We start from the raw sequence: 24558 nt of genomic DNA on the forward strand, positions 1-24558 counted from the left end.
CGTCGGTGAAGCCGGAGCAAGCCGGAAGCGGCATGTGCCGTCACCGTAGGTCCCGGGCCGGGCCCGCCGAATCCTTGAGAACCGTAGTCCGGCAGCCCTGCGGTCCCCCGGCCCCCGACCCGGCCGCGTCGCCCGGATCACCCCTGTCGCCCCCGTCACCCCCATCCACGAGCGCCGCCAGCGCGTCCCGCAGTTGCCCTCGGGCCGTCACGCCCAGCTTCCGGAAAGTCTTGCGCAGGTGGTACTCGACGGTGCTGGAGCTGAGGAACAACTGCGCCGCGATGTCCCGGTTCGGCACGCCCGCCGCGGCCAGCCGGGCGATCCGCGTCTCCTGCGGAGTGAGATGGACGGCGGACTCCACCGGGCGGTGCCGCAACCGCGCGCCCGTGGCGGCCAGTTCGGTCCGGGCGCGCCGGATGTAGAACTCGGCGCCCATGGCCTCGAACAGGGCGAGAGCGGTCCGCAGACTGTCCCGCGCCTCCCGCCGCCTTCGCCGCCGGCGCAGCCACTCGCCGTAGACGAGGTGCGCGCGGGCCGTCTGCGGCCGGGCCGCGGACGCCTCCAGATGCTCGATCGCCTCCAGGTACAGCTTCTCGGCCTCGTCGTCGTCCGCGACCAACGCCCGCGAGCGGGCCAGCAGGCCCAGGGCGACGGGGGTGCCGCTGGCGGTCGCGGCGGTGTGCAGCCGGGTCAGGGCGGCCCGCGCGGTCTCCGGGTCCCCGGACCGCTGGGCCGCCTCGACCAGTTCCGGGAGGACGTTCGCACTGGTCGGCCCGGGGGTGTCGGCGGCGAACACCCGCCGGCCGTGGGTCAGCGCGGCCGGGTAGTCGCCCAGCGCCACCTCCAACTGGCACAGGGCCAGGTGCGGGACGAGGGCGCCGTAGTGCTCCCGGCCCGCAGCCGTCGCCTCCCGGATGTGGGCCCCGGCCGCGTCCCGTGCGGCCTGCTCGGGGCCGGTCACGCAGTACAGCAACTCGACACCGCCGCCCGTGCGACCCTGCTGCCGTGTCGTCAGATCGGACAGTTCGGCCGCGGCCCGGCCGAACTCCGCCGCCGCCGTGAAGTTGCCGCGCCACAGTTCGGGTACGGCCCGCAGCAGCAGCGCCAGCGACAGGGCGCCGTGCGCGCCCCGGGCCCGGGCCAGCTCGACCCAGCGCGAGGTGAGCGCCAGCAGGCCCTCCAGGTCCCACATCTCGCCGGCGAGCACACTGCCCAGGTTGAAACCGCGCAGATCCTCGCTGCCGAGCAGGCTCCGCACGCAACGCCGGTAGAGGGGGTAGGCGGCCTCGGGACCGTCGAGCAGCCGGGTGGTCAGCGCGGCGCTGATCAGGTCGGTCGGAGAGGCGGAGTCCGGGGCGGTGGGAGTCAGGGCGCGTACGGCCCGCGCCACCGCCGTCATGTCGGCCTTGCCGGTCCAGGTGGCCGCCTCCAGCGCCTGGAACAGCGTGTCCCGGGCGGCCCGTTCGTCGTCCGGGAGCAGCAGGTCCGCCGCCTCCAGCAGCAGCGGGACCGTCTCCCGCACCTGCCCCTGGGCGAACCGGATCGCGGCCAGCAGCCGCAGCCGTTCCGCCCGTCCGGACCGGGCCCCGGGCAGCGGAGAGACCCGCCGGAGCAGGGCCTCGGCGGCGACCGGGTTGCCGGTCTCCAGGGTCGCCCGCGCCGCCGCCAGCAGTCTGGCGGGCCGGCGTGCCTCGTTCGTGGTCAGCTCCACGGCCCGGCCCAGCAGGCGCGCCGAGGCGGCGTATCCACCGCGGTCCACCGCCCGCCGCGCCGCCTGTTCCAGGTCATGGGCGAGGTCCTCGTCGGGGTGAACCGCGGCCAGCGCCCGGTGCCACACCCGGCGGTCCTGGTCGTCCTCCTCGGCGGCCAGCGCCGCGTGAGCCAGCCGGCGCTCCTCGGCCGACGCACCGTGGTACACCGCCGAGCGCAGCAGCGGATGCCGGAACCCGACCCGCTGCCCGAGCACCAGGAACCCCCGCTCCTCGGCCACCACGGCCGCCGCCCGACCGGCACCCAGCCGGCCCGCCGCCCGCCACACCAGGTGGGCGTTGTCGGAGGTCTCGGCGGCGGCCACCAGCAGCAGGGTCCGGGTGGCGGCCGGGACCGCCGCCACCCGGCGCCGGAAGACCTCTTCGAGACGGCGCCCCACCGGCAGCGGGTTCGGGAGCGCCGCCGCGCCCGTCAACTGCTCGGCCGACAGTTCCCGGGCCAGTTCCAGCAGGGCCAGCGGATTGCCGCGGGTGCCCGCGACCAGCCGCTCGGCGACCCGGTCGTCGATGTGCGCACCGCTGATCAGGTCTCTGGCGATGTCAGCCGGGAGCCCTTCCAGACGGAGCTCGGGCAGCCCGGCGAAGACCGGGGCGCCGTCGCCCTCGGGGTCGCGGATGCCGAACAGCAGGGCGATACGGCCGGCTCCGGCGCGGCGGGCGACGAAGGCGAGGGCGTCCACGGACTCCCGGTCCAGCCACTGGGCGTCGTCCACGACGCATACGACGGTCTGCTCGGCCGCCGCCTCCGTCAGCAGACCCAGCGCGGCGAGGCCTACCAGGAAACGCTGCGGCGCGGGACCGGACTCCAGGCCGAACGCGGTGCTGATCGCCCGACGCTGCGGCTCTGGCAGGGCGGGCAGACCGGCCATGAACGGCGACAGCAGCAGGTGCAGTCCGGCGTACTGCAGGTCCGACTCGGACTCGATCGCCGCGATGTGGCTCACCCGGGGGGAGGCGGCCCCGGCCACCGCCGTCCGTAAGAGCGACGTCTTGCCGACGCCGGGCTCACCGCGTACCGCCAGCACCCCGCCCTCGCCGCCGTCCGCCCGCCCGACGACTTCCCGCACAGCGGCCAGTTCGGCGGTACGGCCGAGGAAGCGGGAGCCGGCCGGGTTCCGTTCGTGAGGCACGTCGCGAAACATGTCGGCAGACATGGGACTCCTTCCGCCTGCCCGGCCGTTCAGGCCCGGGTGCCGTCGGCCGGGCGGCTCCGCGCGCGCCATTCGCCCGGCGGGATGCCGTAGGTCTCCTTGAACAGCCGCCCGAAGTGACTGGCGTCGGTGAAGCCGTGACCGCGGGCCACGGAGGCGACCGTCTGCCGGAGCTTGTGCGGGTCGGCCAGGTCGGCGCGGCACGCCTCCAGCCGGCGGGCGCGGATCCACGCGCCCAGTTCGATGTCCGAGCGGGCGAGGACGGCGTACAGGCGCCGGACGGAGATGCCGAACTCCCCGGCGATCCGCGCCGCGCTCAGCGCGGGATCGTCGATCCGGCGCCGTACATGCTCCATGATCCGCAGCGCCAGCGTGTCCTCCATCGGAGCCCGGGCCAGGTCCGCCGCACCCAGCTGGGTGGCGATCACCGCCCGGACCAGCTCGACGGTCGACCGGTCCAGCTGCTGTGCGGCGGGACTTTCCGGCACCGCGCGCGAGTCGGCCAGCCGCGAGAGATGGGCCGCCGCCAGGCCGGCCACGGGGTTGGCCGGCCCGAGCCGGGTCGCTGTGATCCGCCCGAGCAGCCGTTCGGGCAGGGCGAGACGGGCACGCGGCAGGCAGTAGTAGTGGTGGTGGGTACCGTTCGCGTTGACCGCGGTGAAGGGCCGCGCGCTGTCCACCAGGACCATGTCGCCGGGGCCGACGACGGCCTCACGGCCGTTCTGTACGACCGTGGCGGTGCCCGACCGCTGCACGGCCAGGATGAGCCGCGTCTCGGAGCCGTCCCGGGTCTGCCGCGCGGTGCGCCGGATGGTCAGGGGAGTGGTCCGGGCGGAGAACTGGGTGAGCCCTCCGACCTGGCGGATCAGACCCCGCGCCGCGATGGCGCCGACCGCGTGGTGGTCGACCTCCACCCACAGGACCGAGGGGCCGACGGCGGCGCGGAGCGCCTCGGCCCGGTCCACCGGGGCCAGGTCCCCCACGTCGAAGGTCACGGCCGTCATGATCGGTTCCTCTGGGCTGCTCGAACGGTCGACGCCGGCCACGGCAGGCGCGGCCCGTCCCGAGAATAGGCGCCCCGCACGGCAGCGGAACCGGCGCTGCGTGCACGGCCGTCTGCGTACCGTGCACACCGGCTCCCCGCGTGCGGACACGGGCCTCCCTGCGCGCCATTTGGGTCGGTTACGCTCCCCGGAACGCATGAAGACGCAGTGGAGCACCTCGACGTACACCGTCGACGACCGGGCCGAGGCGATACGGCAGACGATCCGGGACCGCGTCGTACCGGTGCACATCGCGCTGCCCGAACGGCCCGAGGACGTGCACCGGGACCGCGTCGTACCGGTGCACATCGCGCTGCCCGAACGGCCCGAGGACGTGCACTGCGAGGTGTCGATCACCGGCATCGGACGCGTCCAGCTCAGCACCGTCCGGGCCAGTCCGGCGACCGTCGAACGGTCCCTGCGGCTGGCCGCGGCAGACTGGGAACCCTGCCTCTTTCTCAGCCTCCAGCACGTCGGCACCAGCAACGTCGTCCAGGACGGCAGGGCTGCCACCATCCGGCCCGGCACCCTCGGCTTCTACGACACCCGGCGCCCGTACACCCTGCTCTTCGACAGCGGGGTGGACACGCACTTCTTCCGGATACCGGTGGCCGAACTGGGCCTGCCGGATGCCGTGCTCGGCGACGTCACCGCGCGCGTGCTCGGCGAGGGCGACTCGGTCGCGGCACTCGGCGCCTCCTACCTCTCCCGGCTGGCGGCCGTCCCCGACCTGCACACCGGCCCGGCGGCGGAGCACCTGGCCGCGACCACCCTGGAGATGGTCCGGGCCGTGATCGCCGACGCCTGTGACCTGGAGGTGGCGGCCCGCGCGGCCCGGGAGGAGACCCTCGGCCCGCGCATCCTGGAGTACTTGCGCCGCCATCTGACCGAGCGTGACCTCACCCCGGGCGCGGTGGCGAAGGCCCACCACATCTCCCTGCGCCACCTCTACGCCGTACTCGCCCGCGAGGGCGTCAGCCCCGGCGAGTGGATCCGCCGACAGCGCCTCGAAGGGGCCCGCCGGGAGCTGGCCGCGCCCGGGGCCCGTCGCGACACCATCGCCGCGGTGGCCCACCGCTGGGGCTTCACCGACGCCTCCCGGTTCGGCCGGTCCTTCAAGGAGGCGTACGGCATGACCCCACGCGATTACCGGGACCGGCCGCACGCGGGGTGAAGGGGGCCGTCCGGCCGAAGGGGCGTCGGCCTCCGTTCGCTGTGCGAGTGCCGGACTTGCGGTACGTGCTCTGACGCGTTGCCGTCCCACCGCTCGCCGCGCGAGCGCCGGACCGGCCGCACCTGCCCTGACGCGTATCCGCCCCGGCCCGTCGCGCGAGACGCTCTCCGGCGCACCCCATCCTCCGCGATCCGCACCCCGTCCGCCTCGGTCATCCGACGATGCCCGGGCCGCGGCGGAGGCGTCGCAGCTCATCGTCATTTGACGCATCCGGGCGGCGGTCGTCGCGGCCCACGATGAGGGCGTTCCCAGCGACATCGGAAGGTGCCCATGGCGCAACTCAGCCAGTACGACCACGCGGAAGCCCTGGTCGACGGAGCCCACGAAGTCTTCGGCTTCCATCCCGGATACCGTGCCCTGCACGCCGACGGCCGGATCTACCGCGGCGCCTTCCGCGCCCTGCCGGCCGCCCGCAAGTACACCCGCGCCGCCCACCTCCAGGGTGACCTGATCCCCGCCTCGGTGCGCTTCTCCAAGGGTGGCGGCCGCCCGGAGGCGCCGTTCGGCGCCACCGTCGGTATGGCCACCCGCTTCTACCTGCCCAACGGGCGCACCACCAACCTGGTGATGCTCAGCCAGCTCCTCTTCCCGGCCCGCCGCCCGGAAGACCTCCTCGAAGCCATCGCGCTGGCCGCGCCCCCGGAGCCCGGCGGCCCGCTGGACAAGGCGGCCCTGCTGCCCTTCCTGACGCAGCACCCCGAGGTCGCGGATGTCCTCCGGATGCGCGCCGCCTCGCTGGCCCCGACCAGCTTCGCGCACAGCGAGTTCCACGCCGTGCACGTCTTCCGCTACCTCGACGAGGACGACGTCCTCACCAACGTCCGCTGCCACTGGATCCCGCGGGCCGGGGTGGAGGGCCGGCCCGTCGAGGAGCTGGCGGCGATGTCCCGCGAGGTCCTCCTGGACGAGTTCGACGAGCGGCTGCGCGGGGGCCCCGTCGGCTTCGATCTGGTCCTGGAGATCGGCCAGGACGGCGACCCTCTTGACGACCCGACGGCCCTGTGGCCCGAGGACCGGGAGCGGGTCACCGTCGGCACCCTCCAGATCAGCGCACCCACGACGCCCGAAGAGCTCGGCGACCCCGTGATGAACCACGACCCGACCAAGGTCACCGACGGCATCGAGCTCAACGACGACCCGATCCTCCAGGCCCGCCGCGGGGTCTACGAGGTCTCCGCGGCCTACCGGACCGGCGGCTGGCGCGCCTGCCCGTTCGCCAGGCACTACGAGTGACACGCCCATGAAAAAAGTGACCCGGACCACCCACCTGTCACGACTGAGAACAGCCTTGGAGGAGAAGCACGCCATGACCGACACCACCACCGCCACCACGGACGAGCGTTACGCCCACGCCCAGCCCATCAGCGACCAGCCCGACGGCCCGGGCCGCCGCATCGGAAAGAAGGGCGAGCTCACCATCATCACGCCGCTGACCCCGAACGGTGGCAAGATCTTCCGCGAGCGGGTGGCGAGCATCCAGGCCCAGGCCGGCTACTGGGAGACCAAGGTCGGCACGGTCGACAACTTCCGCATCCTGCTCTTCGACAACGACACCCGGATGCTCATCACGCTCGTCTACGACGGCGACTTCAAGCCCTACCTCGCCGACATCGGTCGCGCCCAGCCCTGGCTGGACGAGATCTTCGGCGAGATCGTCGAGGGCTACAACGGTTACGACGACCCGGGCACCCCGGAGCTGGTGATCTCCCGCTCCTACTCGGCGGACCTGTACTTCCACGCCACCTCGGACAGCAGCGTCCACGACGTGAAGCGCATGAAGCGTCTCAACGACGCCCTCTCCGAGGTTCTCGATGCGGCCAACTGACGCCGTCACTGCCCTGGATCTGGACCGGATCCAGGGCACCATCCTCCGCGAACGGCCGCTGCCCTACTTCGGCTCCTACCTGCTGTACGAGGTCGGCGACGCCGCCGAGGGCCGAGCCATGCTGCACCGGCTGCTGCCCCACGTGACCACAGCAGCCGGCTGGGAGCACCCGGACGGGGACGCCTGGCTCAACGTCGTCCTCACCCACCCGGGGCTGGCCCGCATCGGGCTGCCGCGCGAGATCCTCGACGGCTTCCCCCGCGAGCTGCGCGAGCCGATGCGCACCCGCAAGGAGTTCCTGGGCGACATCGGCGAGAGCGACCCGGCGCACTGGGACCTGCCCGAGCACGGCTCCTTCGACATAGGGGTACTGCTGATGGCCCCGGACGAGACCGCGTTCGCCGAAAAGCTGGCGATCGGCCACGGCGCCCAGGAGGACCTGCCCTCCGTGCGCCGGGTGAGCCGTCTCGACATCCGCACCCCGGACAACCTGCGCGAGCACTTCGGTTACGCCGACGGCATCAGCCGCCCGTACATCGAGGGCCAGGGCGGCACCCCGAGGCGCGGCCAGAGCCTCGCGAAACCGGGGGAGTTCGTCCTCGGCTACGTCAACGAACTGGGCCGGACCGCGACCGGCCCGGGCCCCGAGGCGCTGTGGCGCAACGGCACGTATCTGTCCATCCGCAAACTCCACCAGAAGGTCGCGGAGTTCCGCCGCTTCCTGACGGCGCGGTCCGAGGACGAGTACGGCGCCGAACTGCTCGCCGCCAAGATGGCCGGCCGCTGGCGCAGCGGCTGCCCCCTGGCTCTGTCGCCGGAGAAGGACGTGACCGTGGAGCCCGAGCGGCTCAACGAGTTCGCCTACTACGACGACGACCCGCGCGGTCTGCGGACCCCGATCGCCTCCCACATCCGCCGGGTCAACCCGCGGGACGCGCTCAAGGACACCATCGTCGACGTCCGCCTCCACCAGCTCCTGCGCCGGGGGGCCGCCTACGGGCCGATGCTCCCCGAGGGCGTCCTGGAGGACGACGGCGTGGACCGCGGTGTGGTCCTGGCCTTCGCCAACGCGGACCCGGCCCGGCAGTTCGAGTTCGTCCAGTCCCAGTGGGTCAACGACGGCGACTTCATCTCGGCCGGCGCCGACCAGGACCCCCTCGCGGGCAACCACGTCACCGACGCCGACTTCAGCTACGCGGCGAAGCCGGTGCGGCGCCGCCTGCGCGGCCTGCCCGCGTTCGTCGTGACCAAGGGCGGCGAACACGTCTTCCTGCCCGGGGTCAACGGCCTGCAGTACCTGGCCGACGGCCGTTGGTGAGATCCGTCGACCGATCCGCGAGTCCGGTCATGAATCCACCCATGACCCCACCCATGACCCCACCCATGACCCCACTCATGAATGCACGAGGAGAAGAAACGTGTGGTCCTCCCCCTATGCCTGGAGAGGCGTCGTGGCCGTCGTCCTCGGCCTGATCGCGGTCGTCTGGCCGGGCATCACTGTCGGCGCCCTGGTGGTCCTGTTCGCCGTGAACTGCTTCATGAGCGCCGGGAACGATGCCGCCGTCGCGTTCCGCGGTGACCGCGCCGGCCCCGTCGTCGGCCACCTCCTGCTCGCATTCGTCTCGCTCGCCGCCGGAGTGACCGCGCTCGCGTGGCCCGGCATCACCGCCCTGGTGCTCGCCGTGTGGATCGCGATCTGGGCGGTCGTCGCCGGTCTGTTCGAGGTCGGGCTCGGCTTCCGGCGCGGCGCGCCCGCGGGCAACCGTGCGATGTGGATCCTGAGCGGCCTGGCCACCCTGGCCTTCGGTGTCGTCCTCGCGGTCCGCCCTGACGTCGGCGTTCTCACTCTCGCCACGCTCTTCGGCTTCTACGCGATCGTCTACGGCGTCTCCGCCCTGGTGACGGCCGCGCACACCGCACCCCGTACACAGCGCGACCGGAACCAGGACGAAAGAAGCCCGCAGTGGACGTGAACGGAAGGACCGTCGTCGTGACCGGCGGCGCCAGCGGTTACACCCCGCGGGGATTGGGCGCCGGTACTTGGAGAGAGGCGTTCACGGGCAACGCGTTTGAACGCGCCGAGGTCGAGGTTCCCCTCTACCGGACGAAGCTGGGTGCAGGAACCGGAGTCGGTGGTGACCGAGACGGCGACGATGCCGGACAAGAGCAGAACGGCCGTCAACAGGCTTTTGAACTGCGGAAACGCTTATTTTGGGTGGCGGATCGTCAACTTAGCCTGAACGGACTGGCTTCGCTGCTCGCGACTTCGCGAGCCGATGTGGCCTCCGACGGCTGTTGCTGCCCTGACCTGCATAGCTGCACGCCAACGCACCCTGGCGAGCTCGGTCATGGTCGGCTTTGCTGCGACGGCGCCATGGTTTGAGGCCGTCCTGAGGCCGCCGGTATTGCGAAAGAGTCTGGGAGAGGGTGGCCTGTGACCAGCCGTCTGCGCGGGTCTCCGGGTTCGAAGTGGAGATCATCTGAGCCTGTGGTCTCGTAAAGAGCGCGTCTGGCAATGGCGGGTAGGCGTCAAGGAACTGCCCTGAGAGGAAACGGCCCCTGGAGTGGTCTGTTCGTGATCGATGGCTGCGTCGGATGTTGGTGATGTATGATGTTTGCATACATCGTGGATGTTGGAGGTGTCCGGTGTCCGTCACGCAGATTGATCTCGACGACGAGGCGCTGGCCGAGGCCATGCGGCTCATGGGTGTCACGACGAAGAAGGAGACCGTCAACACGGCCCTTCGGGACTACGTGGCGCGGATCAAGCGGCTTGAGGCTGCGGAGAAGCTGGCCGCGCGGGGTGCGCGTGGTGAGTTCGAGCAGGCTGCGGCGGCGCATGACGCGGAGAAGCGTGCGCGACGCGAGGCCTTCGAGTGATCACGTATCTGGTGGACACCTCGGCTCTGTGGCACCTGTTCCGCACCCCAGGCGCATTGCGGCCCTGGGAGGGACACATTGCCGCCGGGGTGTTCCACCTCTGCGAGCCGACACGTGCCGAATTTCTCTACTCGGCAACCAGTCCTGCCCATCGGGATGAGCTCGCAGAGGAACTGGACGCGCTCTGCTTGCTCTCTGCCGTACCGAAGAACGCCTGGCGTTGGGTCGACACCGCCCAGTACAAACTGACCCAGCAGGGCCGGCATCGGGCGGCTGGGGCGATCGATCTGTTGGTGTGTGCGACAGCCGTACACCATGGGCACACCGTCCTCCACGTGGACAACGACTTCGTGACGGTGGCCGGAGTCCTCAAGGAAGTGCAGCAGCGAGACGCACGAGCCTGATCTCCTGAGGCAGGATCACGTCTGTCAGCTCTGCCCGCTCCCGGATCCCTGCAGCCAGGTGAGCGGGCAGTATGGTGAGCAGCCCCTGGAGGAAGCCGAGCGCCGCGAAGTGGTCCAGGTCTCCGCGTACTTCTGCGGTTCGGCGTGCGGAGGCGGCCACCGACTTCTGACCGCTGAGCCAGGCGATCACGGCCTCTGCGGTCGCCGCATCCCCGGCCAGTGTCGCCTGGCGGTAACCGCGCAAAGCCGCTGAGAAGGCAGGTGTGGTCTGGGCGACCGGGCGGAGGCGTTCTCCAGCAGTTTCTCGACCGCCGTCTCCAACGCCTGGTAATTCTCGGCGAGTTCGGGATGTGCCTCGTCCACCTCCTCCCCAAGGGTGTAGAACCATCCGTTGATCACCGAGCGCAGCGCACTGGCCGGTTCGGTCGCGGTGGTCAGCCGCTCGGTGAGCTTGTGCAGCGGGGTCTCCGTCTCGGAGATCTGGATCTCGGCGGTGGCCGGCCCGGACCGCTTGGCCCGTTCGGTGAGGCGGCGTGTGAAGAAGGTCTTGCCGGATCCGTAGTCTCCGCGGATCGCGTGGAACGACGCGCCGCCCGCTGCGATCGTGGAGATCCGCTCGTCCCGCGGTCGCGAAGCGCTCCAGGCCTACCGCGAACAGATCGAGTCCCGACTGCGGCACGGTCCCGCGCCGCTGCGCGTCGATGACCTCGCGGCGGCGGGCCGCGCTGACGGACGGGGCGCTCACGCGCTCTCCTCGGGCAGTTCGAACGCTCACTCCGCCGGGTCCGGCCCCGACGGCGCCGCCGGTGCCGGTTCGGCGGCCGGGAGTGTGAGACGGGAGAACCGCCTCCGACCGGCGTTCCTCACCTCCAGGACACGGTTTTACGTGGCCTTGACCTTGTTCAGTCGAGCCAGCGGGCCGTGTCACCGATTCTGACCTCGCCCGGTTCCTCGACCGCCGCGTACACGCCGAGAGTGTTGCCGAGCTCGCGGGCGACCCAGCGCAGCACGGCGCGGTCGTGGGGGACGGTCGGAGTCTCCTTGGTGATCACCACGCAGCGGTCGCACCCCTTGGTGAACCGCAGCCGCAGCGTGCCGATGACCATCCGGCGGCCGATCCAACCGTGCTCGGGGTGTGCGGTCGGGTGGTCGCCGGGCACGTTGTCGAGCACCAGGTTGGGGCGGAACCGGCTGACGTCCACCGCGCTGTCCGGCAGCGCCGAGGCGAGGCTGTGCAGGGTCGTCGCAGTCAGTATGTGGAGCGCGGTGTCGGGCTGGTCGGGCTGGTGCTCGGCCAACGTGACCTTGGCCTGTATCGCCGCACTGAGCCGACTCGCGGCGTCGGGCGCGTCGGAGCGGAAGCGCCGGCCGTCCGGCAGGACCAGCTCGGCCACGCCCGGTCCGAGGGTGACCGCACGCAATCGCATCAGTGCCGGAACCGCACCGGCCCAGGTGACCTCGTCCCCCTCGTCATGGATGGCGATGCCGCGGTCGCCCTCGATTCCGAGCACACCGACCGTGGCGGCGGTCAGCCGCTCACCACCCACCGACTTCACCGGATACCGCCACAGTTGGTCGACCCGCATCCCCCGCCCCCTTCACCCGGCGGCCCCGTCGTGACGGGGCCCGAACACGCGGTCCCCGGAGCCGAGGACTTCGTCATGTTCAAGGAGTGGATAGCAGTCCTTTCGTACGTTCGACAGGGGTCCGTGCTGCCGAACGCCGCCGTGGTACTCGTGAACCGGCCGAGGTTTCACCGCTGACGGGCGTCCCCAAATGGCCTGTCAAGCAATGGAGTTGGAGGTCGATCCGATGGCGGGTGTGGTGCGGCTCATAGCAACCGGCCCGGCGCCAAACGCATGTTATGGACGAGAAGGGAGTGGCAGCTGCTGCCTCCTGCCTCCTGCCACCTGCCTCCTGTCCCGCAGGCATGCGAGGTGACGGGGCGTCAGGGCATCGTTCGCCACGCCGTGCACGACCCGAAGGGATCACTCCTTGCGTCACCAGAAGCGTGCCATGACCCGTCGCACCGTCCTCGGAGCGGCCGGTCTCGCAGCCGGCGCGGCAGTCGCAGTACCGGTGGTGGCCTCAGCCGTCACGACCACGGCCACGGCCCCGACCGAGGCCGCGACGCGGCAGGAACGTGTGCCCCGTACCCGGGCGAAGACGTTCTCGGGCGCGGCGGCCGGGTCCGCGGAGCCGGGATTCCCCGTCGAATACGTCGGGGTCACCTGGACCGGTGCCCGGCGTGGTGCCGCGATCAGGCTGCTCGACCAGGACGGCAGGGCGGGCGCGTGGCAGACACTGAAGCCGGTCTGTGCCGCCGGGGCGGACGGGGAAGCCGGGAACCCCGCGAAGAACGTGAGCGTGCTGGTGCCGGCCGGCGGGGCCGCCGGCTACGAGCTCAAGATGCCGGACGGTGCGACCGGCGTACGTTCCACCGCCATCGACACCGTCAACGGTCCGGCCATGAAGGTCGCCGTGGCCACCGAGACCGCGTCGTTCCGGGGCGTCGAGTTCATCACCCGGGCCGGCTGGGGCGCCGACGAATCCCTCCGCTTCAAGGCGGACGGCACCGAGAACTCCCCGCAGACCTACTACCCGGCCCAGACGCTGACGGTGCATCACACAGTGGGTGCCAACGGCGACTTGGACCCGGCGGCGACCATTCGCGCGTACTACTACCTGCACGCGATCACCAACGACTGGGGTGACATCGGCTACCACTTCCTCATCGACGAGGCCGGCCTCGTGTACGAGGGTCGTTACACGGGCACGGACGGCATCCCGGCCCACAACGCCGACGGGAAGATGGTGACCGCCTTCCACACCTCCGGCTTCAACTCCGGCAACCTCGGCATCGCCGTACTCGGCACCTTCGAGAGCCAGGCCCCGACCGCCGCAGCCCGCGCGTCGCTGACCAAGCTGCTCGCGGCGCTGTCCGACTACCACGCCCTGGACCCCGAGGCCGCCGTCACCTTCGTCAACCCTGTCAACGGCGTCAAGAGGAACGTCCAGACGGTCAGCGGCCACCGCGACTGGCTGGCCACCGAGTGCCCCGGCACCACGTTCTACGGTGACCTTCCCGCCCTGCGCGTGGACGTCGCGGCAGCGCGTTCCGGAAGCTGACACAGGGCCGGCACGGTCAGCCGCGGCACGCGAGAGGGCCCGGCACATCCAGGGGCGCGTCGGCCGACGATGGCGGCGGCGAGCGCGGCGGCCGGACGGCGATTCGCACATACGTACATGGAATACGTACTCCTACCGACGTGCCCCTGACACTTGTGCCGTTTTGTTGCCTTCATGACAACGACACCGGGTGTGAGAGCGCAGATGCCGAAGAACGTGAAGCTGGCGCTCGCGGGGGTATGGATCCAGGCCGTGCTGAATCTGGCGGTGGGATTCCTGTTGCTGGCCGTGGTCAACGACGCCGTGGACCACGGTCGGGACGAGGGGGCCGGGCTGCTCCGGTTCGTGGCGGTGGTGTCGCTGCTCGTCGCGGGGGTGCTGCTGCTGTGCGGCGTCTTCGCGCGTACGCGGTCGAACGGGATACGCGTCACGATCATCGTCATCGAGTCGCTGAGCCTGCTGAGCAGCGTGGTGGGCCTGCTGAAGGGGGGCGGTGCCGGCGTCGTCCCGGGTCTCCTCCTTCCCTTCCTCGTGCTGCGGGGCGCCGCCTCCGCAGAGGCCAGGAACTGGTTCGACAAGTGAGGCGCGTCCCGCCCGCCGTCGCTGCCTTCGCCGTGGCCGTCCTGTTCACCGGGGGGTGTTCCGGCGCCCACGGCACCGCCCTTTCCGGGGATCCGTCCGAGAGCGCGACGGAGGTGTCCGAGTCGCCGAGCCCTTCGCCGACCCCGTCCGTCACTCCTCCGTATCCGACCGGGGCGTCCGGGTGCCATGAGAACCGGGGGTGGACGACCGAGGATTCCGCCGACTGGGTCCAGCTCGCCGTCGACATCCCCAAGGGGAGCTACGAGGGCGACGACGTGACGATCGTCAGCCTGCCGGGGTACAACGGGCCGCTCTGCCGGCCGATCACCGTGCAGGTCGAGTTCTGGAAGCTGGTCTACGGCGTCGCGGACGGCGTCGACGGCAAACGTCTCTCGAACGGGTTGCGGCCCAGCTACTACTTCGACATCCGCCGGGTGAAACACGTCGAACTCCGTGTGGACGCGCGGGCGGACCGCAGCATCGCCTCGCCCGCGTCTCTCTACGCGGAGGACCGCAGCCCCTGCGTGGGCGCCCTCGTCTCGATCACCGTGGGCAAGCCGCTGGCGAGCAAGGAGCTGCCCGAGGAGGTCGACGTCAGCGGCGGCGAGGACAGCTGGGGTCGCACCGAGGTGGACTTCCGGTCGAAGCGGGTCGCCGACTACGAACTGTCCGAGCCCTCGGCACCGCAGGTGTGCAGCCCGGACGGCAAGCCCACCGCCGACCCGGCCGACGTACCCGTACCGGGCTCCGAGCCGACGGATCCGTTCTCGACGGACCTGTACCCGACCGACCTCTACCCGACGCCCGACTACAGCATCGACATCGACGACGTCTTCCGCTCTCCCGCGTCCTGAGCCGCTTCCAGGGATCCGGGCGGACACCGACCTCCTGACCTCTTCGTACCTCTTCGCACTCATCCTCGGGGAATCACATGCGTATGCGCACCGCAGCCACTGCCCTTTCCGGCGCCCTCGTACTCTCGGCGCTCGTACTTCCGGGCGCCGCCCAGGGAGCGGAGCACCACGATGCGGCGACGGCTCTCAGATCCCTCGCCTCCCACAACGTCCGGCCGCAGGACGCGATCGGCGACACCAAATTCACGGACGGGGTCGTCAACAAGGGCAAGGACGTCGTTCTCGGCGTGACGGGCAAGAAGGCCGTTCCCGTCACGTTCACCGCCTTCGACGAGGAAGGGCTGGCCCTCACCCAGGCGTTCCTGTGGCAGGGCACCGACAGTTCGAGCACGGACACCATCACCGGCGCCCTGGGGACGGACGCCGACCCCGTCTGCACGGAGACCACGGTCGAGGGCGGCTACAGCTACGCCTGCAAGACGGTCTTCACCATCGACCCCGCGGTCGACTTCAAGGACGGCAACGGCACCGCGGGGCCCTGGAAACTCTTCCTGGGCGCCTACGACCTCTACTTGAACATCAGCATCGACGACGACGTCACCCGGGGCAGCATCAAGCGGGCCGCCAAGCTGACCGTGAACGCCTCCCCGGAGCCGGTGAAGAAGGGCAAGACGATCACGGTCACCGGCAAGCTGACCCGCGCCGACTGGTCCACGGGCAGGACCACGGGATACGCGACCCAGCCGGTGAAGTTGCAGTTCCGCAAGAAGGGCAGCAGCACCTGGAGCACTCTCAAGACGGTCAAGACCAGCCGTACCGGCGCCCTGAGCACCACCACCAAGGCCGGCTCCGACGGCGACTACCGCTTCGTCTTCGCCGGCACCGCCACGACCGGCGCCGCGACGTCGGCCGGTGACTTCATCGACGTCAAGTAGGCGTCCACGGCTGGCAGGGGGATGCCCGCCCAGGGCAGCAGGACCGGGTTCAGTCCTGTTCCGCGCGGGTGTCCCCGAAACGGCCCCCGGCGCGGCGCCGGGCCATCAGCGTGGCCAGGGCGGTGCGCGAGGAGACCCCGGTCTTGCGGAAGGCGCGGGAGACATGGGTCTCGACGGTGCGCCGGCTGACGTAGAGCCGGTCCGCGATGGCCTGGCTGGTGAGCCCCTGCGCCACCAACTCGGCTATCTCCAGCTCCCGGGCGGTCAGGCCGGCCAGCCGCCGGGTGAGTTCGGCGCGGTCCGGGGAGTCGTACGGGGCCTCCGCGCCGCCGCCGGGCGGAGGCGTGGCGTCGGCGAGGCCGACCAGCAGGCCGCTGCCGCCCGCCTCGGCGAGCCGGCGCCCCCTGAGCCACGCGCGCGTGCCGCCCCGGCCGCGGCCCGCCACCGCTTCCAGCGGGGCGCCGAGCAGCAGGGAGTAGGCCTCCCAGAAGACCGCGCCGCAGCGGACGCTCTCCGCCGCCGCCTCCGCGAACAGGTCCGCCGCCGCTGCCGTGTCCCCCTGGGCCAGCGGCAGATGGGCGCTGCTGCGCAGCGCGGACGCCCGCTGCATCGGCAGGCCCAGCTGTTCCGCCTCCTTCCGAGCCCGCTCCGCCCAGCCGCGGGCCTCCTCGGACCTGCCCGTCACCAGTGCGGAGGTGACCAGGATCTCCAGGTACAGCGGGCGCAGCGACGGCTGGATCCGCTGCAGTTCGGGGCCGCCCGCCTGGAGCATCGCGTCCCGCGCGCGGACCGGGTCGCCGGCCATGAGCGCGGCCCAGCCGAAGATGCACCAGGCCGTGGACGCCCACCAGTCGACCCCGCTGCCGGCCGCGGCCACCGCCTCCTCGGCGACGGCGAGGGGGCGCGGATCACCCGGCGGGCAGCCGGCGACGAGCGCCGCGGCCTTGCTCGCCAGTACGAACGCGAGCAACTGGTCGCTGCCGATCCCGCGGGCGATGTCCTCGGCCTGGTCGGCGAGTTCCAGCGCCGAGGAGATCCGGCAGGTCTGGACCCGGACATGGGACAGGCACAGCAGCAGATGGGGTAAGACGTAGAGCTGGCCGCTGCGGCGGGCGATGTCCAGGCCGCGCTCCGCGTGCCGTTCCGCGTCCGGGTAATGCTCCAGGAAGGCCTCCGCCCAGCTGAGCCGGGCCAGGGGTTCGCACAGCGCGGTGAGATCGTTGTCGGGCAGGGAGTCGACCAATGCGGCGGCCTGCCGGGCGAGCCGGTGCGCGGCGGTCATGTTGCCCTCGTACGCCTCTCCCAGGGCGGCGACGGCGAGGACGCCGGCCTCCCCGACCTCGTCGCCCGTGGACCGGGCCGCCGTGAGCGCCGCCTCGACCTCCGTGCGCACCTGGGCGTACGAGGTGTCGCTGTCCTGGGGTGCGGCCGAGCCGAGCTCCAGGCCGAGACGGACGACGTGTGCCGATGCGGGGCCGCGGGCCAGCTCCCGGCGCAGCAGGGCGACTGCCTCAGTGCAGCGCCCCAGATGACGCTCCACCAGCGCGCACAGGACGACCGCGCGCACTCTGAGGCCCTCGTCCTCTCCGGTGGCCGGGCCGTCGGGTGACCGCCGCGGGGTGGCGATCAGCTCCTGGAGCAGGTCGCGGCTCTCGCGCAGACCACCGCACGCGGCCAGCGCGCGGGCCCGCCTCAGGACCAACTCGCGGCGCAGGGGGGTGTGTTCGGGAGTGTGCGGAAGATGACGGAGCGCGACATCGAGCCAGTGGGCGGAGCTCGCCGGGGCCGTACGGGCGGTTCGGGCGGCGGCCTCGTCGAGCACGGCCACCGCTGCAGGGTCCCAGCCGGTCAGCGACTGTTCCACGTGGTGGGCCCGCTCGGCGGCCGAGGCGCCGGCGCGGGCGAGTTCCTGCGCGGTGAGCCGGTGGATCTCGACGCGCCTCAAGAAGGGCGTGCTCTCGTGGACGAGGGTCCTTACGACCGGATGCCGCAGGGTCAGCAGGCCCTGCGGGCCCGAGCGCAGCAGGTCGCGTCGGGTGAGGGCGTGGACATCGGCAGTGAACGCGGTGCCGGAGTGGCCGGTCACCCGGCTCACCATCGCCGGGTTGGCATGGTCGCCCAGTACCGCCACAGCCTCGACGATGCCGCGCCGGGAGGGGGTGAGTGCGGTCAGTTCGTCCAGCAGCAGGGTGCCGAGCCCGGGCGGCGCCGAGGACTCGGGCGTCGCGCTCCCGCGGTGGGCCTGAAGGAGGGTCAGGAAATAGAACGGATTGCCCTCGCTCGTGGCGTACAGCGCGGCGGTCTCGGCGGGCGGCAGGCCGGGGCCGGCCAGTTCGGCGCAGTCACGTGCGTTCAGAGGTCTCAGGCCGAATCTGACGACCGTGCCGGTGTCGCGGCCCCGGGTGAGCGAGGCGGCGAGGGACTCGGGACCTTGGCGGTCACGACGGGTCACGGCCAGGACGACGGGGGCGTGCACGGGATGGCGTACGAGATGGTCCAGCAGCTCCAGTGACGCCGGGTCCGCCCAGTGCAGGTCGTCGAGGGCCAACAGCAGCCCGGACGAGGCGGCGAGCCGGGCGAGCAGGACGGCCGTGGACCGGTGCAGCCCGAAACGGTCGACCGCGCCGCCCAGCCGAAGCAGCGGAGCCACCGCCTCCGTCCCGGTCTCGTGGAAGCCGACCGGGGCGTGCGGGTCGAGGTGGGCGAGCGCGTCGGTGAATACCTGGAACGGCACCTGCCGCTCGTACTCGGTGGCTCTGCCGCGCAGTACCGTCATCCCGCGTCGGCTCGCCCGTGCGCAGACCTCGCCGAGCAGCCGACTCTTGCCGATGCCGGCATCACCGGTGATGTCGACGAGCCGGGAACGGCCGCTGTCACGGAACTCCCAGCCCCGTGTCGCGCCGCGCGCGCCGTCCGCCGCATGGTCGAGCAGCGCGTCGAACCGGGCCAGCTCGACGGAGCGGCCCAGCAACGGAGTCCCGCTCCCGCCGTCCCCAACTACCGCTTCCACGACCATAGTTGCCCCCAGTCTTTACGTTCCCCTCACATACCATTCTCCCTTGGTGATCGTTGTAACCGCTGCGTCGGTGAACCGGGAGGGACGTTCCCCTTCAGAGGTCGCTTTCCGGTTGGCCGCTTCGGCCGTTGACCGCACGGCGTGCCCCGTGGCTTCCGGGGCGTTCGAGGGCCTGCCATCGCCCCCGCTCTGCCGGCCCGCACCTTGCGCACGTAGGTGGCGCCAATTCATGGTGATGGTCGCCAGCGCCGGTGCCGAGGGCGACTGCGACGTTTCCCCGCGTGGTGGCCCTGCCGGGTTCGTCGCCGCCCTGGACGAATGACGGCCCAGCTCGTCGCGCTCGGCGGTCAGTTTCCCGCCGTCGACCCGACGCCGCACGGTGTCTGGGCTGACGCCGAGTAACACTGCCGCGTCCCCGATCCGGTAGGTGTGCATGCCTGGGTGATGGTTTCGCATATGCAAGGTGATAGTCGCCTGTGCCATTGCATGAGCCGTAATTGCGATCTACCTGGCTGGCATGTGCGTTTCTGCATGAGGGTGGTTCGGGTACGGTCATCCAGGAGGTGGTAGCCCGTGAGTCAGGCCCTCGCAGCTGCCCGTACGGTCGCCGACCCGGCGGCGGAACTCGTCCTCACCGGCGATCTCGACCGACCGGCCCGGCTGACGGTGTCCGACCTGCTCGCCTGGCCCCAGCACCGGGCCGAGGTCACCTTCGAGTGCGCGACCAGTGGCGTCCAGCGCCACACCTTCACCGGCCCGCTTCTGCACGACGTCCTCCTGGACGCCTGCCCCGCCTTCGACCCCACCCGCCGAAAGGACCGCCTCCGCTTCCTGATCGCCGTCCACGGCGCGGACGGTCACCACGCCCTTCTGTCGTGGGCGGAGATCGACCCCGACTTCGGCCGCGCCCCCGTCCTGCTCGCCGCCACCCTCGACGACACCCCGCTCGACCGCGCCGGAGCCCAACTCGTCCCGCCCCAGGACCGCTGCGGAGCCCGATACATCAGCGGCATCGACACGATCCGCGTCGACGGCGGCTACGCGGCATGGACCTGACGGCGACCCGAGGAGCACGGTGAAGCACGACCCGACGGCCGACGTCCTGGTTCTGGAACACATGCTGCACGAGGGCCCGTACGCCATCGCTACGGCCCTGGAGGCGGCCGGTTCCCCTCCCGGAATGCCGAACTGGCCTTGCTGCGGGCCGCGTTGACGGCCGAGGTGCCGTGCTCGGGGTGTTGGCACGGCGACACCATGGACCTACCGGCCGAGGCCGCCGCGCCGGCCTCCTGCGACCGTTACCCGGTCCAAGCGTTCCGGATCGGGGGATCGGCCTGGGGCCTCCAGTTCCACCTGGAGGCGGACAAGGCGGCCGTGGACGCCTTCGCCACGGCGTTCCCGGACGAAGCGGCCCAGGCACCGGGCCTCGTCCAGTCCGCCCCGGCGGAACTGGCGGCGCTCACCCCGCACCGCGACGACGTGTTCGCCCGCTCCGCCGCGTCCCGGCCCATCGGCAGCCGACCGCCGTCCGCCCACCGCCGAACGGTCTCCGGACTCACTCCCGACAGGCGCGCCGCCTGCCCAATGCTGCACATCGGCACACCGAAGCCCTAGGGGGTCGCGCATGCTGCTGCGCCAGCTGGAGTACCTCGTCGCGCTCGCCCGCGAACGCCACTTCGTGCGCGCGGCGGCCGCATGCTACGTCTCCCAGCCATCGCTGTCGGCCGCGATACGGCGGCTCGAACACGAACTGGGCGTCCCGATCGTGCGCCGTGGCCGGAAGTACGAGGGGCTGACCCCCGAAGGCGAGGTGGTACTGGCGTGGGCGCACCGCATCCTGGCCGAACGCGACGGCCTGCAACAGGAGTTGTCCGCACTGAAGGACGGCCTCAGCGGCACGCTGCGCCTCGGAGTGGTCCCCACCGCGCTGCCCACCGCCTCCCTTCTGACCAACCCGTTCTGCGAGAACCACCCCCGGGCCCGGGTGAGCATCGAGTCCCTGTCCTCGGAGGAGATCCGGCACAAACTGACCGAGTTCGAGCTGGACGCGGCCATGACCTACCTCGACGACGAGGCACTGGCCGGCCTGAGCCGACTGCCGCTGTACGAGGAGCGGTACGTGCTCCTCACCCCCGTCGACGGCCCACTCGCGGGAGTTCCGAACGTCCGCTGGGCTCAGGCCGCGACCCTGCCCCTCTGCCTGCTCGGCCCGCGGATGCGCAACCGCCGCATCATCGACGAGTGCTTCGCGGCGGACGGCGCCAAGGCGGCTCCCGCGATCGAGTCGGACACCGTGGCCGGCCTGTACGCCCATCTGCCCGGCGGCCGCTGGTCCAGCGTCATCTCGCATGCCTGGCTCCACATGTTCGGCGTACCGCAGGGGATGCGGGTGGTGGCGCTGGAGGGCTCCGCTCACGGGCCGCGCGTGGGCCTGGTGACCGGCCCGGACGACCCGCCGTCCGTCCTCGCCGGCGCCCTGCTCGCGGTCGCCCGCGAGGCAGACGTACGCCAGGCGCTCGACGCACTCCTGCGTACCTATCTCGACGGGGACTGATAGCCGGCGCCTATACGCCTATAGCGAGGAACGCTTTGACCTGGGCATTTGGCGGCGAGGATCGTGAACGGCACCTTCCCGCAACGCCAGTTGAGGAGCCGCGACATGGCCAAGGTGCTCTGCGTCCTGTACGACGACCCCACCGACGGATACCCCACCACGTACGCCCGCGACGACGTCCCGGCCATCGCCACCTACCCCGGAGGACAGACGGCCCCCACCCCCGAGTCGATCGACTTCACCCCGGGCCACCTGCTGGGCAGCGTCTCCGGCGAACTCGGCCTGCGCAGCTTCCTGGAAAAGGCCGGGCACACCCTCGTCGTCACCTCGGACAAGGACGGCGACGGCTCGGTCTTCGACCGCGAGCTGGCGGACGCGGACGTGGTGATCTCGCAGCCGTTCTGGCCGGCGTACCTCACCCCGGAGCGGATCGCCGCCGCCAAGAACCTCAAGCTCGCCGTCACCGCGGGCATCGGCTCCGACCACGTCGACCTGGACGCGGCGGTCGCACACGGCGTGACGGTCGCCGAGGTGACGTTCAGCAACAGCATCAGCGTCGCCGAACACGTGGTCATGATGACGCTCTCCCTCGTCCGCAACTACCTGCCCTCCCATCAGGTGGTACTGGACGGCGGCTGGAACATCGCCGACTGCGTGGCCCGCTCGTACGACCTGGAGGGCATGCACGTCGGCACGGTCGCCGCCGGACGCATCGGCCTCGCGGTCCTGCGCCGCCTCGCCCCCTTCGACGTGAAGCTGCACTACACCGACCGCCACCGGCTGTCCGAGGACATCGAGCGAGAGCTGGGACTGGTCTGGCACGACAGCACCGCCGACATGGTGCCGCACTGCGACGTCGTCACCATCAACGCCCCGCTGCACCCCGAGACCGAGGGTCTGTTCGGCGACGAACTGCTGGGGACGATGAAGCGCGGCGCGTACCTGATCAACACGGCCCGGGCGAAGATCGTCGACCGGGACGCCGTCGAACGCGCCCTGCGCAGCGGACAGTTGGCGGGGTACGCGGGCGACGTCTGGTACCCGCAGCCCGCCCCGGCCGACCACCCCTGGCGCACGATGCCGCACCACGGCATGACCCCGCACATCTCCGGATCGTCCCTCTCCGCGCAGGCCCGCTATGCGGCAGGCACCCGCGAGATCCTGGAGTCCTGGTTCGCGGGCCGCCCGATCCGCGACGAGTACCTGATCGTCGACAGCGGAGCCCTGGCGGGAACCGGCGCGCACTCCTACTCGGTCACGCGCTGACGCGAACTTCGGAGGCCACTCGCGGTACGCCGTGTCACGGAGGCTCCGCTCCTCGCCGCCGGGCGCGGAGCCTCCTGCGCTGCGGAAGGAGAATCCGCCGCCGTTGGTCAAGAGCCCCGCCGCACGCGATGTACCCCACGCGTCGGTCGGTGTCCGGGTGGATCCGCTCGCCCAGCACCGTTGCCGCCTCGGCGACGATGCCGGTCTCCTCCAGGGACTCCCGCACTGCCGCACTCTCTGCGCAGTCTCGCCGGGTTCCGCCCTGCCCCCTGCCTACAAAAAGGTCTCGATCCGAGACAACGCTTGGGCCCCCGACAGCCGCCCCGCAATCATGTGGCCATGCAGCGGCCGCTCAGCCTCCACACGCCCGAGTGGTTCACGGCCGACGAGTCGGTCCTGAACGTCGCGCTCGTGTATCCGATGCAGGGGCCCGCCGGGATCTTCGGTCCCGGCTGCGAGGCGTGCGCGCGGCTGGCCGCCGAGGAGGTCAACCGGGCCGGTGGTGTTCTCGGCAAGGAGTTGCAGCTGCTGGAGGTCGACGGTGGCGCCGACCCCCGGAAGGTCGCCGGCGAGGTCGAGGCCCTGGTGGCGACGGGCGTGGTCCACGGGGTCACCGGCTGGCACATCTCCTCGGTCCGACAGGCGGTGGCGCCCCGTATCGCGCACCTGGTGCCGTACGTCTACACCGCCCTGTACGAAGGCGGCGAGCGCACCGACGGTGTCTTCCTGACCAGCGAGACGCCCGACTGGCAACTGCTGCCCGCCATGCGGCTCCTGGCCGAGACCCGGCGGGTGCGCCGGTGGTTCGTCGTCGGCAACAACTACGTCTGGCCCCGGCGCACCGCCCGGGAGGCCCGTCGGTACGCCCGCGCGTGCGGGGGCGGGCGGGTCTGCGGTGAGGCGTATCTCCCGCTGGGCGCCGAGGACTTCGGTGACGTGCTGCGGCGCATCGAGCACGCGGACGCGGACGGTGTGCTGATGCTGCTGGTCGGCAGTGACGCGGTCCGCTTCAACCGTGCCTTCGCCGCCTCCGGACTCGACCAGCGCTGCCTCAGGCTGAGCACGCTCATGGACGAGAACATGCTGATGGCCAGCGGTCCGGAGGCGACCGGTGACCTCTTCAGCACGGCCGGGTTCTTCGCCTCGCTGGCCAACCAGGACACCCTGGACTTCCACGGCCAGTACGCCGACCGCTTCGGCATCGAGGCGCCGGCCCCCGGAAGCCTCGGCGAATCCTGTTACGAGGGCGTGCTGCTGCTCGCCTCACTCATCGAGCGGGCCCGCACCCTGGACGTGGCCGCGATCTCCGCCGCCGCCGAGACCGTCTCCTACGAGGGGCCACGCGGGCTGCTCCACCTCCGCGACCGGCATGTGCGCCAGCGCATCTACCTCGCGGAGGCGGACGGGATCGACTTCAACGTGCTCGCCCAACTCCGCGCTCCGCACGACCTGGTGTGACGCCGCCGGGGGCGGTGGCGCCCCGGCCCTCCAGGGCCTCGGCCAGCCGGACGAGCAGTTGGTCCAGTTCCTCGCCGGGGAGCGACTGCTCCAGGTCCCCCCACCCGGCTCGTACCTCACGGGAAAGCAACTGCCACCGCTGCATGCCTCGCGGAGTGAGGTGGGCCAGCACCCGACGCCGGTCCGTGGGGTCGACGCGGCGGTAGACCCAGTTCTGGTCGACGAGTTGGTCGACCAGCTTGGTGAGGCTCGGGGCCGGCAGGAAGGCGTGGTCGGCGAGGGCCGTCATGTTGTGCCCCTGCCCGTCCGACAGCAGGTCGAGCACCCTCCATGCCTCCACCGAGCAGTCGAACTCGTCCAGCACGGACTGCACTCGGCGCACGGCGAGGCGTTCGGCCCGGGTCAGCAGGTAGAGCAGGTCCTGCGGCTGTCTCGCCATCGTGCTCCTCCGCTCGTGC

The 24558-nt window shown here is 71.5% G+C and carries 21 protein-coding genes and 3 pseudogenes; 17 read left to right on the forward strand and 7 right to left on the reverse strand.

Features of this window, described 5'->3' with window-relative positions; genetic code table 11:
- Positions 1-40 precede the first annotated feature (40 nt).
- A complete protein-coding gene (locus ACFULQ_RS16430) occupies positions 41-2899 on the reverse strand; it encodes an AAA family ATPase (RefSeq protein ID WP_383543904.1) in 2859 nt (952 codons plus the stop codon).
- 50 nt (positions 2900-2949) lie between these two features.
- Entirely contained in the window at positions 2950-3924 is a 975-nt protein-coding gene (locus ACFULQ_RS16435) for a helix-turn-helix domain-containing protein (protein ID WP_383543906.1), read from the reverse strand.
- A 196-nt stretch (positions 3925-4120) separates the two neighbouring features.
- Here ACFULQ_RS16435 and ACFULQ_RS16440 point away from each other — a divergent pair, with 196 nt between their 5' ends.
- The 8 genes from ACFULQ_RS16440 (at position 4121) to ACFULQ_RS16475 (ending at position 10306) form a co-directional block, all read left to right on the forward strand.
- The gene (locus ACFULQ_RS16440; protein WP_383543909.1) at positions 4121-5137 is read left to right on the forward strand and encodes a helix-turn-helix domain-containing protein; all 1017 of its coding nucleotides are present in this window, start codon (positions 4121-4123) and stop codon (positions 5135-5137) included.
- Positions 5138-5467: 330 nt separating this feature from the next.
- A complete protein-coding gene (locus ACFULQ_RS16445) occupies positions 5468-6430 on the forward strand; it encodes a catalase (RefSeq protein ID WP_383543911.1) in 963 nt (320 codons plus the stop codon).
- Positions 6431-6503: 73 nt separating this feature from the next.
- The gene (locus ACFULQ_RS16450) at positions 6504-7022 is read left to right on the forward strand and encodes a hypothetical protein (protein ID WP_383543913.1); all 519 of its coding nucleotides are present in this window, start codon (positions 6504-6506) and stop codon (positions 7020-7022) included.
- On the forward strand, positions 7009-8340 hold the full coding sequence (locus ACFULQ_RS16455) for a Dyp-type peroxidase (protein WP_383543916.1): 1332 nt from the start codon (positions 7009-7011) through the stop codon (positions 8338-8340). The genes ACFULQ_RS16450 and ACFULQ_RS16455 overlap by 14 nt, the downstream gene beginning before the upstream one ends.
- 133 nt (positions 8341-8473) lie before the next feature.
- A complete protein-coding gene (locus ACFULQ_RS16460) occupies positions 8474-8995 on the forward strand; it encodes an HdeD family acid-resistance protein (protein WP_383543918.1) in 522 nt (173 codons plus the stop codon).
- Positions 8986-9405, forward strand: coding sequence for a hypothetical protein (locus ACFULQ_RS16465; RefSeq protein WP_383543921.1), 420 nt, complete (start codon positions 8986-8988; stop codon positions 9403-9405). Before ACFULQ_RS16460 ends, ACFULQ_RS16465 begins: the two co-directional genes overlap by 10 nt.
- A 263-nt stretch (positions 9406-9668) precedes the next feature.
- Entirely contained in the window at positions 9669-9902 is a 234-nt protein-coding gene (locus tag ACFULQ_RS16470) for a type II toxin-antitoxin system VapB family antitoxin (protein WP_019067000.1), read from the forward strand.
- The gene (locus ACFULQ_RS16475) at positions 9899-10306 is read left to right on the forward strand and encodes a PIN domain nuclease (RefSeq protein WP_383543924.1); all 408 of its coding nucleotides are present in this window, start codon (positions 9899-9901) and stop codon (positions 10304-10306) included. The genes ACFULQ_RS16470 and ACFULQ_RS16475 overlap by 4 nt, the downstream gene beginning before the upstream one ends.
- Here ACFULQ_RS16475 and ACFULQ_RS16480 read toward each other — a convergent pair.
- Together ACFULQ_RS16480 and ACFULQ_RS16485 are read right to left on the reverse strand one after the other, a co-directional pair.
- Positions 10272-11234, reverse strand: a pseudogene (locus tag ACFULQ_RS16480) (BREX system ATP-binding domain-containing protein). The gene ACFULQ_RS16475 and the pseudogene ACFULQ_RS16480 sit on opposite strands and share 35 nt — an antisense overlap.
- Positions 11209-11892 carry an MOSC domain-containing protein gene (locus ACFULQ_RS16485; protein WP_383543927.1) on the reverse strand — a complete coding sequence of 228 codons (684 nt, stop codon included), beginning with the start codon at positions 11890-11892 and terminating at the stop codon, positions 11209-11211. Before ACFULQ_RS16485 ends, ACFULQ_RS16480 begins: the two are co-directional and overlap by 26 nt.
- 430 nt (positions 11893-12322) lie before the next feature.
- Here ACFULQ_RS16485 and ACFULQ_RS16490 point away from each other — a divergent pair, with 430 nt between their 5' ends.
- The 4 genes from ACFULQ_RS16490 to ACFULQ_RS16505 all read left to right on the forward strand — a co-directional run bounded on the left by ACFULQ_RS16490 (position 12323) and on the right by ACFULQ_RS16505 (position 15806).
- The gene (locus tag ACFULQ_RS16490) at positions 12323-13435 is read left to right on the forward strand and encodes a peptidoglycan recognition family protein (RefSeq protein WP_383543930.1); all 1113 of its coding nucleotides are present in this window, start codon (positions 12323-12325) and stop codon (positions 13433-13435) included.
- Between the two features lie 174 nt (positions 13436-13609).
- On the forward strand, positions 13610-14017 hold the full coding sequence (locus tag ACFULQ_RS16495; protein WP_383543932.1) for a hypothetical protein: 408 nt from the start codon (positions 13610-13612) through the stop codon (positions 14015-14017).
- Complete coding sequence (locus tag ACFULQ_RS16500; protein ID WP_383543935.1) at positions 14014-14871, forward strand: hypothetical protein; 858 nt, start codon at positions 14014-14016, stop codon at positions 14869-14871. Before ACFULQ_RS16495 ends, ACFULQ_RS16500 begins: the two co-directional genes overlap by 4 nt.
- Positions 14872-14948: 77 nt before the next feature.
- Positions 14949-15806: a hypothetical protein gene (locus ACFULQ_RS16505; RefSeq protein ID WP_383543938.1), complete on the forward strand. Its 858-nt coding sequence runs from the start codon at positions 14949-14951 to the stop codon at positions 15804-15806.
- Positions 15807-15855: 49 nt separating this feature from the next.
- On the opposite strand, the gene ACFULQ_RS16510 is transcribed toward ACFULQ_RS16505, so the two are convergent.
- Positions 15856-18777: a helix-turn-helix transcriptional regulator gene (locus ACFULQ_RS16510; RefSeq protein ID WP_383544052.1), complete on the reverse strand. Its 2922-nt coding sequence runs from the start codon at positions 18775-18777 to the stop codon at positions 15856-15858.
- A 274-nt stretch (positions 18778-19051) separates the two neighbouring features.
- Here ACFULQ_RS16510 and ACFULQ_RS16515 point away from each other — a divergent pair.
- Positions 19052-19138, forward strand: a pseudogene (locus ACFULQ_RS16515) (pyridoxamine 5'-phosphate oxidase); the annotation flags it as partial.
- A gap of 257 nt (positions 19139-19395) precedes the next feature.
- Complete coding sequence (locus ACFULQ_RS16520) at positions 19396-19878, forward strand: molybdopterin-dependent oxidoreductase (protein ID WP_383543941.1); 483 nt, start codon at positions 19396-19398, stop codon at positions 19876-19878.
- 443 nt (positions 19879-20321) lie between these two features.
- Here ACFULQ_RS16520 and ACFULQ_RS16525 read toward each other — a convergent pair.
- Positions 20322-20417, reverse strand: a pseudogene (locus ACFULQ_RS16525) (MerR family DNA-binding transcriptional regulator); the annotation flags it as partial.
- Between the two features lie 29 nt (positions 20418-20446).
- Here ACFULQ_RS16525 and ACFULQ_RS16530 point away from each other — a divergent pair.
- The 3 genes from ACFULQ_RS16530 to ACFULQ_RS16540 all read left to right on the forward strand — a co-directional run bounded on the left by ACFULQ_RS16530 (position 20447) and on the right by ACFULQ_RS16540 (position 24100).
- Positions 20447-21376, forward strand: a complete 930-nt coding sequence (locus tag ACFULQ_RS16530) for a LysR substrate-binding domain-containing protein (RefSeq protein ID WP_383543944.1) — start codon at positions 20447-20449, stop codon at positions 21374-21376.
- A gap of 105 nt (positions 21377-21481) precedes the next feature.
- Positions 21482-22642 (forward strand): NAD-dependent formate dehydrogenase, encoded by a 1161-nt coding sequence (locus ACFULQ_RS16535; protein ID WP_383543947.1) that lies wholly within the window; start codon positions 21482-21484, stop codon positions 22640-22642.
- 339 nt (positions 22643-22981) lie between these two features.
- A complete protein-coding gene (locus ACFULQ_RS16540; RefSeq protein WP_383543950.1) occupies positions 22982-24100 on the forward strand; it encodes a substrate-binding domain-containing protein in 1119 nt (372 codons plus the stop codon).
- Here the strand turns inward: ACFULQ_RS16540 and ACFULQ_RS16545 are convergent.
- Entirely contained in the window at positions 24057-24539 is a 483-nt protein-coding gene (locus tag ACFULQ_RS16545; protein WP_383543953.1) for a MarR family winged helix-turn-helix transcriptional regulator, read from the reverse strand. The genes ACFULQ_RS16540 and ACFULQ_RS16545 overlap by 44 nt on opposite strands.
- Positions 24540-24558: the final 19 nt, after the last annotated feature.

Source organism: Streptomyces sp. NPDC057253, from assembly GCF_042669125.1.
Taxonomy (GTDB): domain Bacteria; phylum Actinomycetota; class Actinomycetes; order Streptomycetales; family Streptomycetaceae; genus Streptomyces.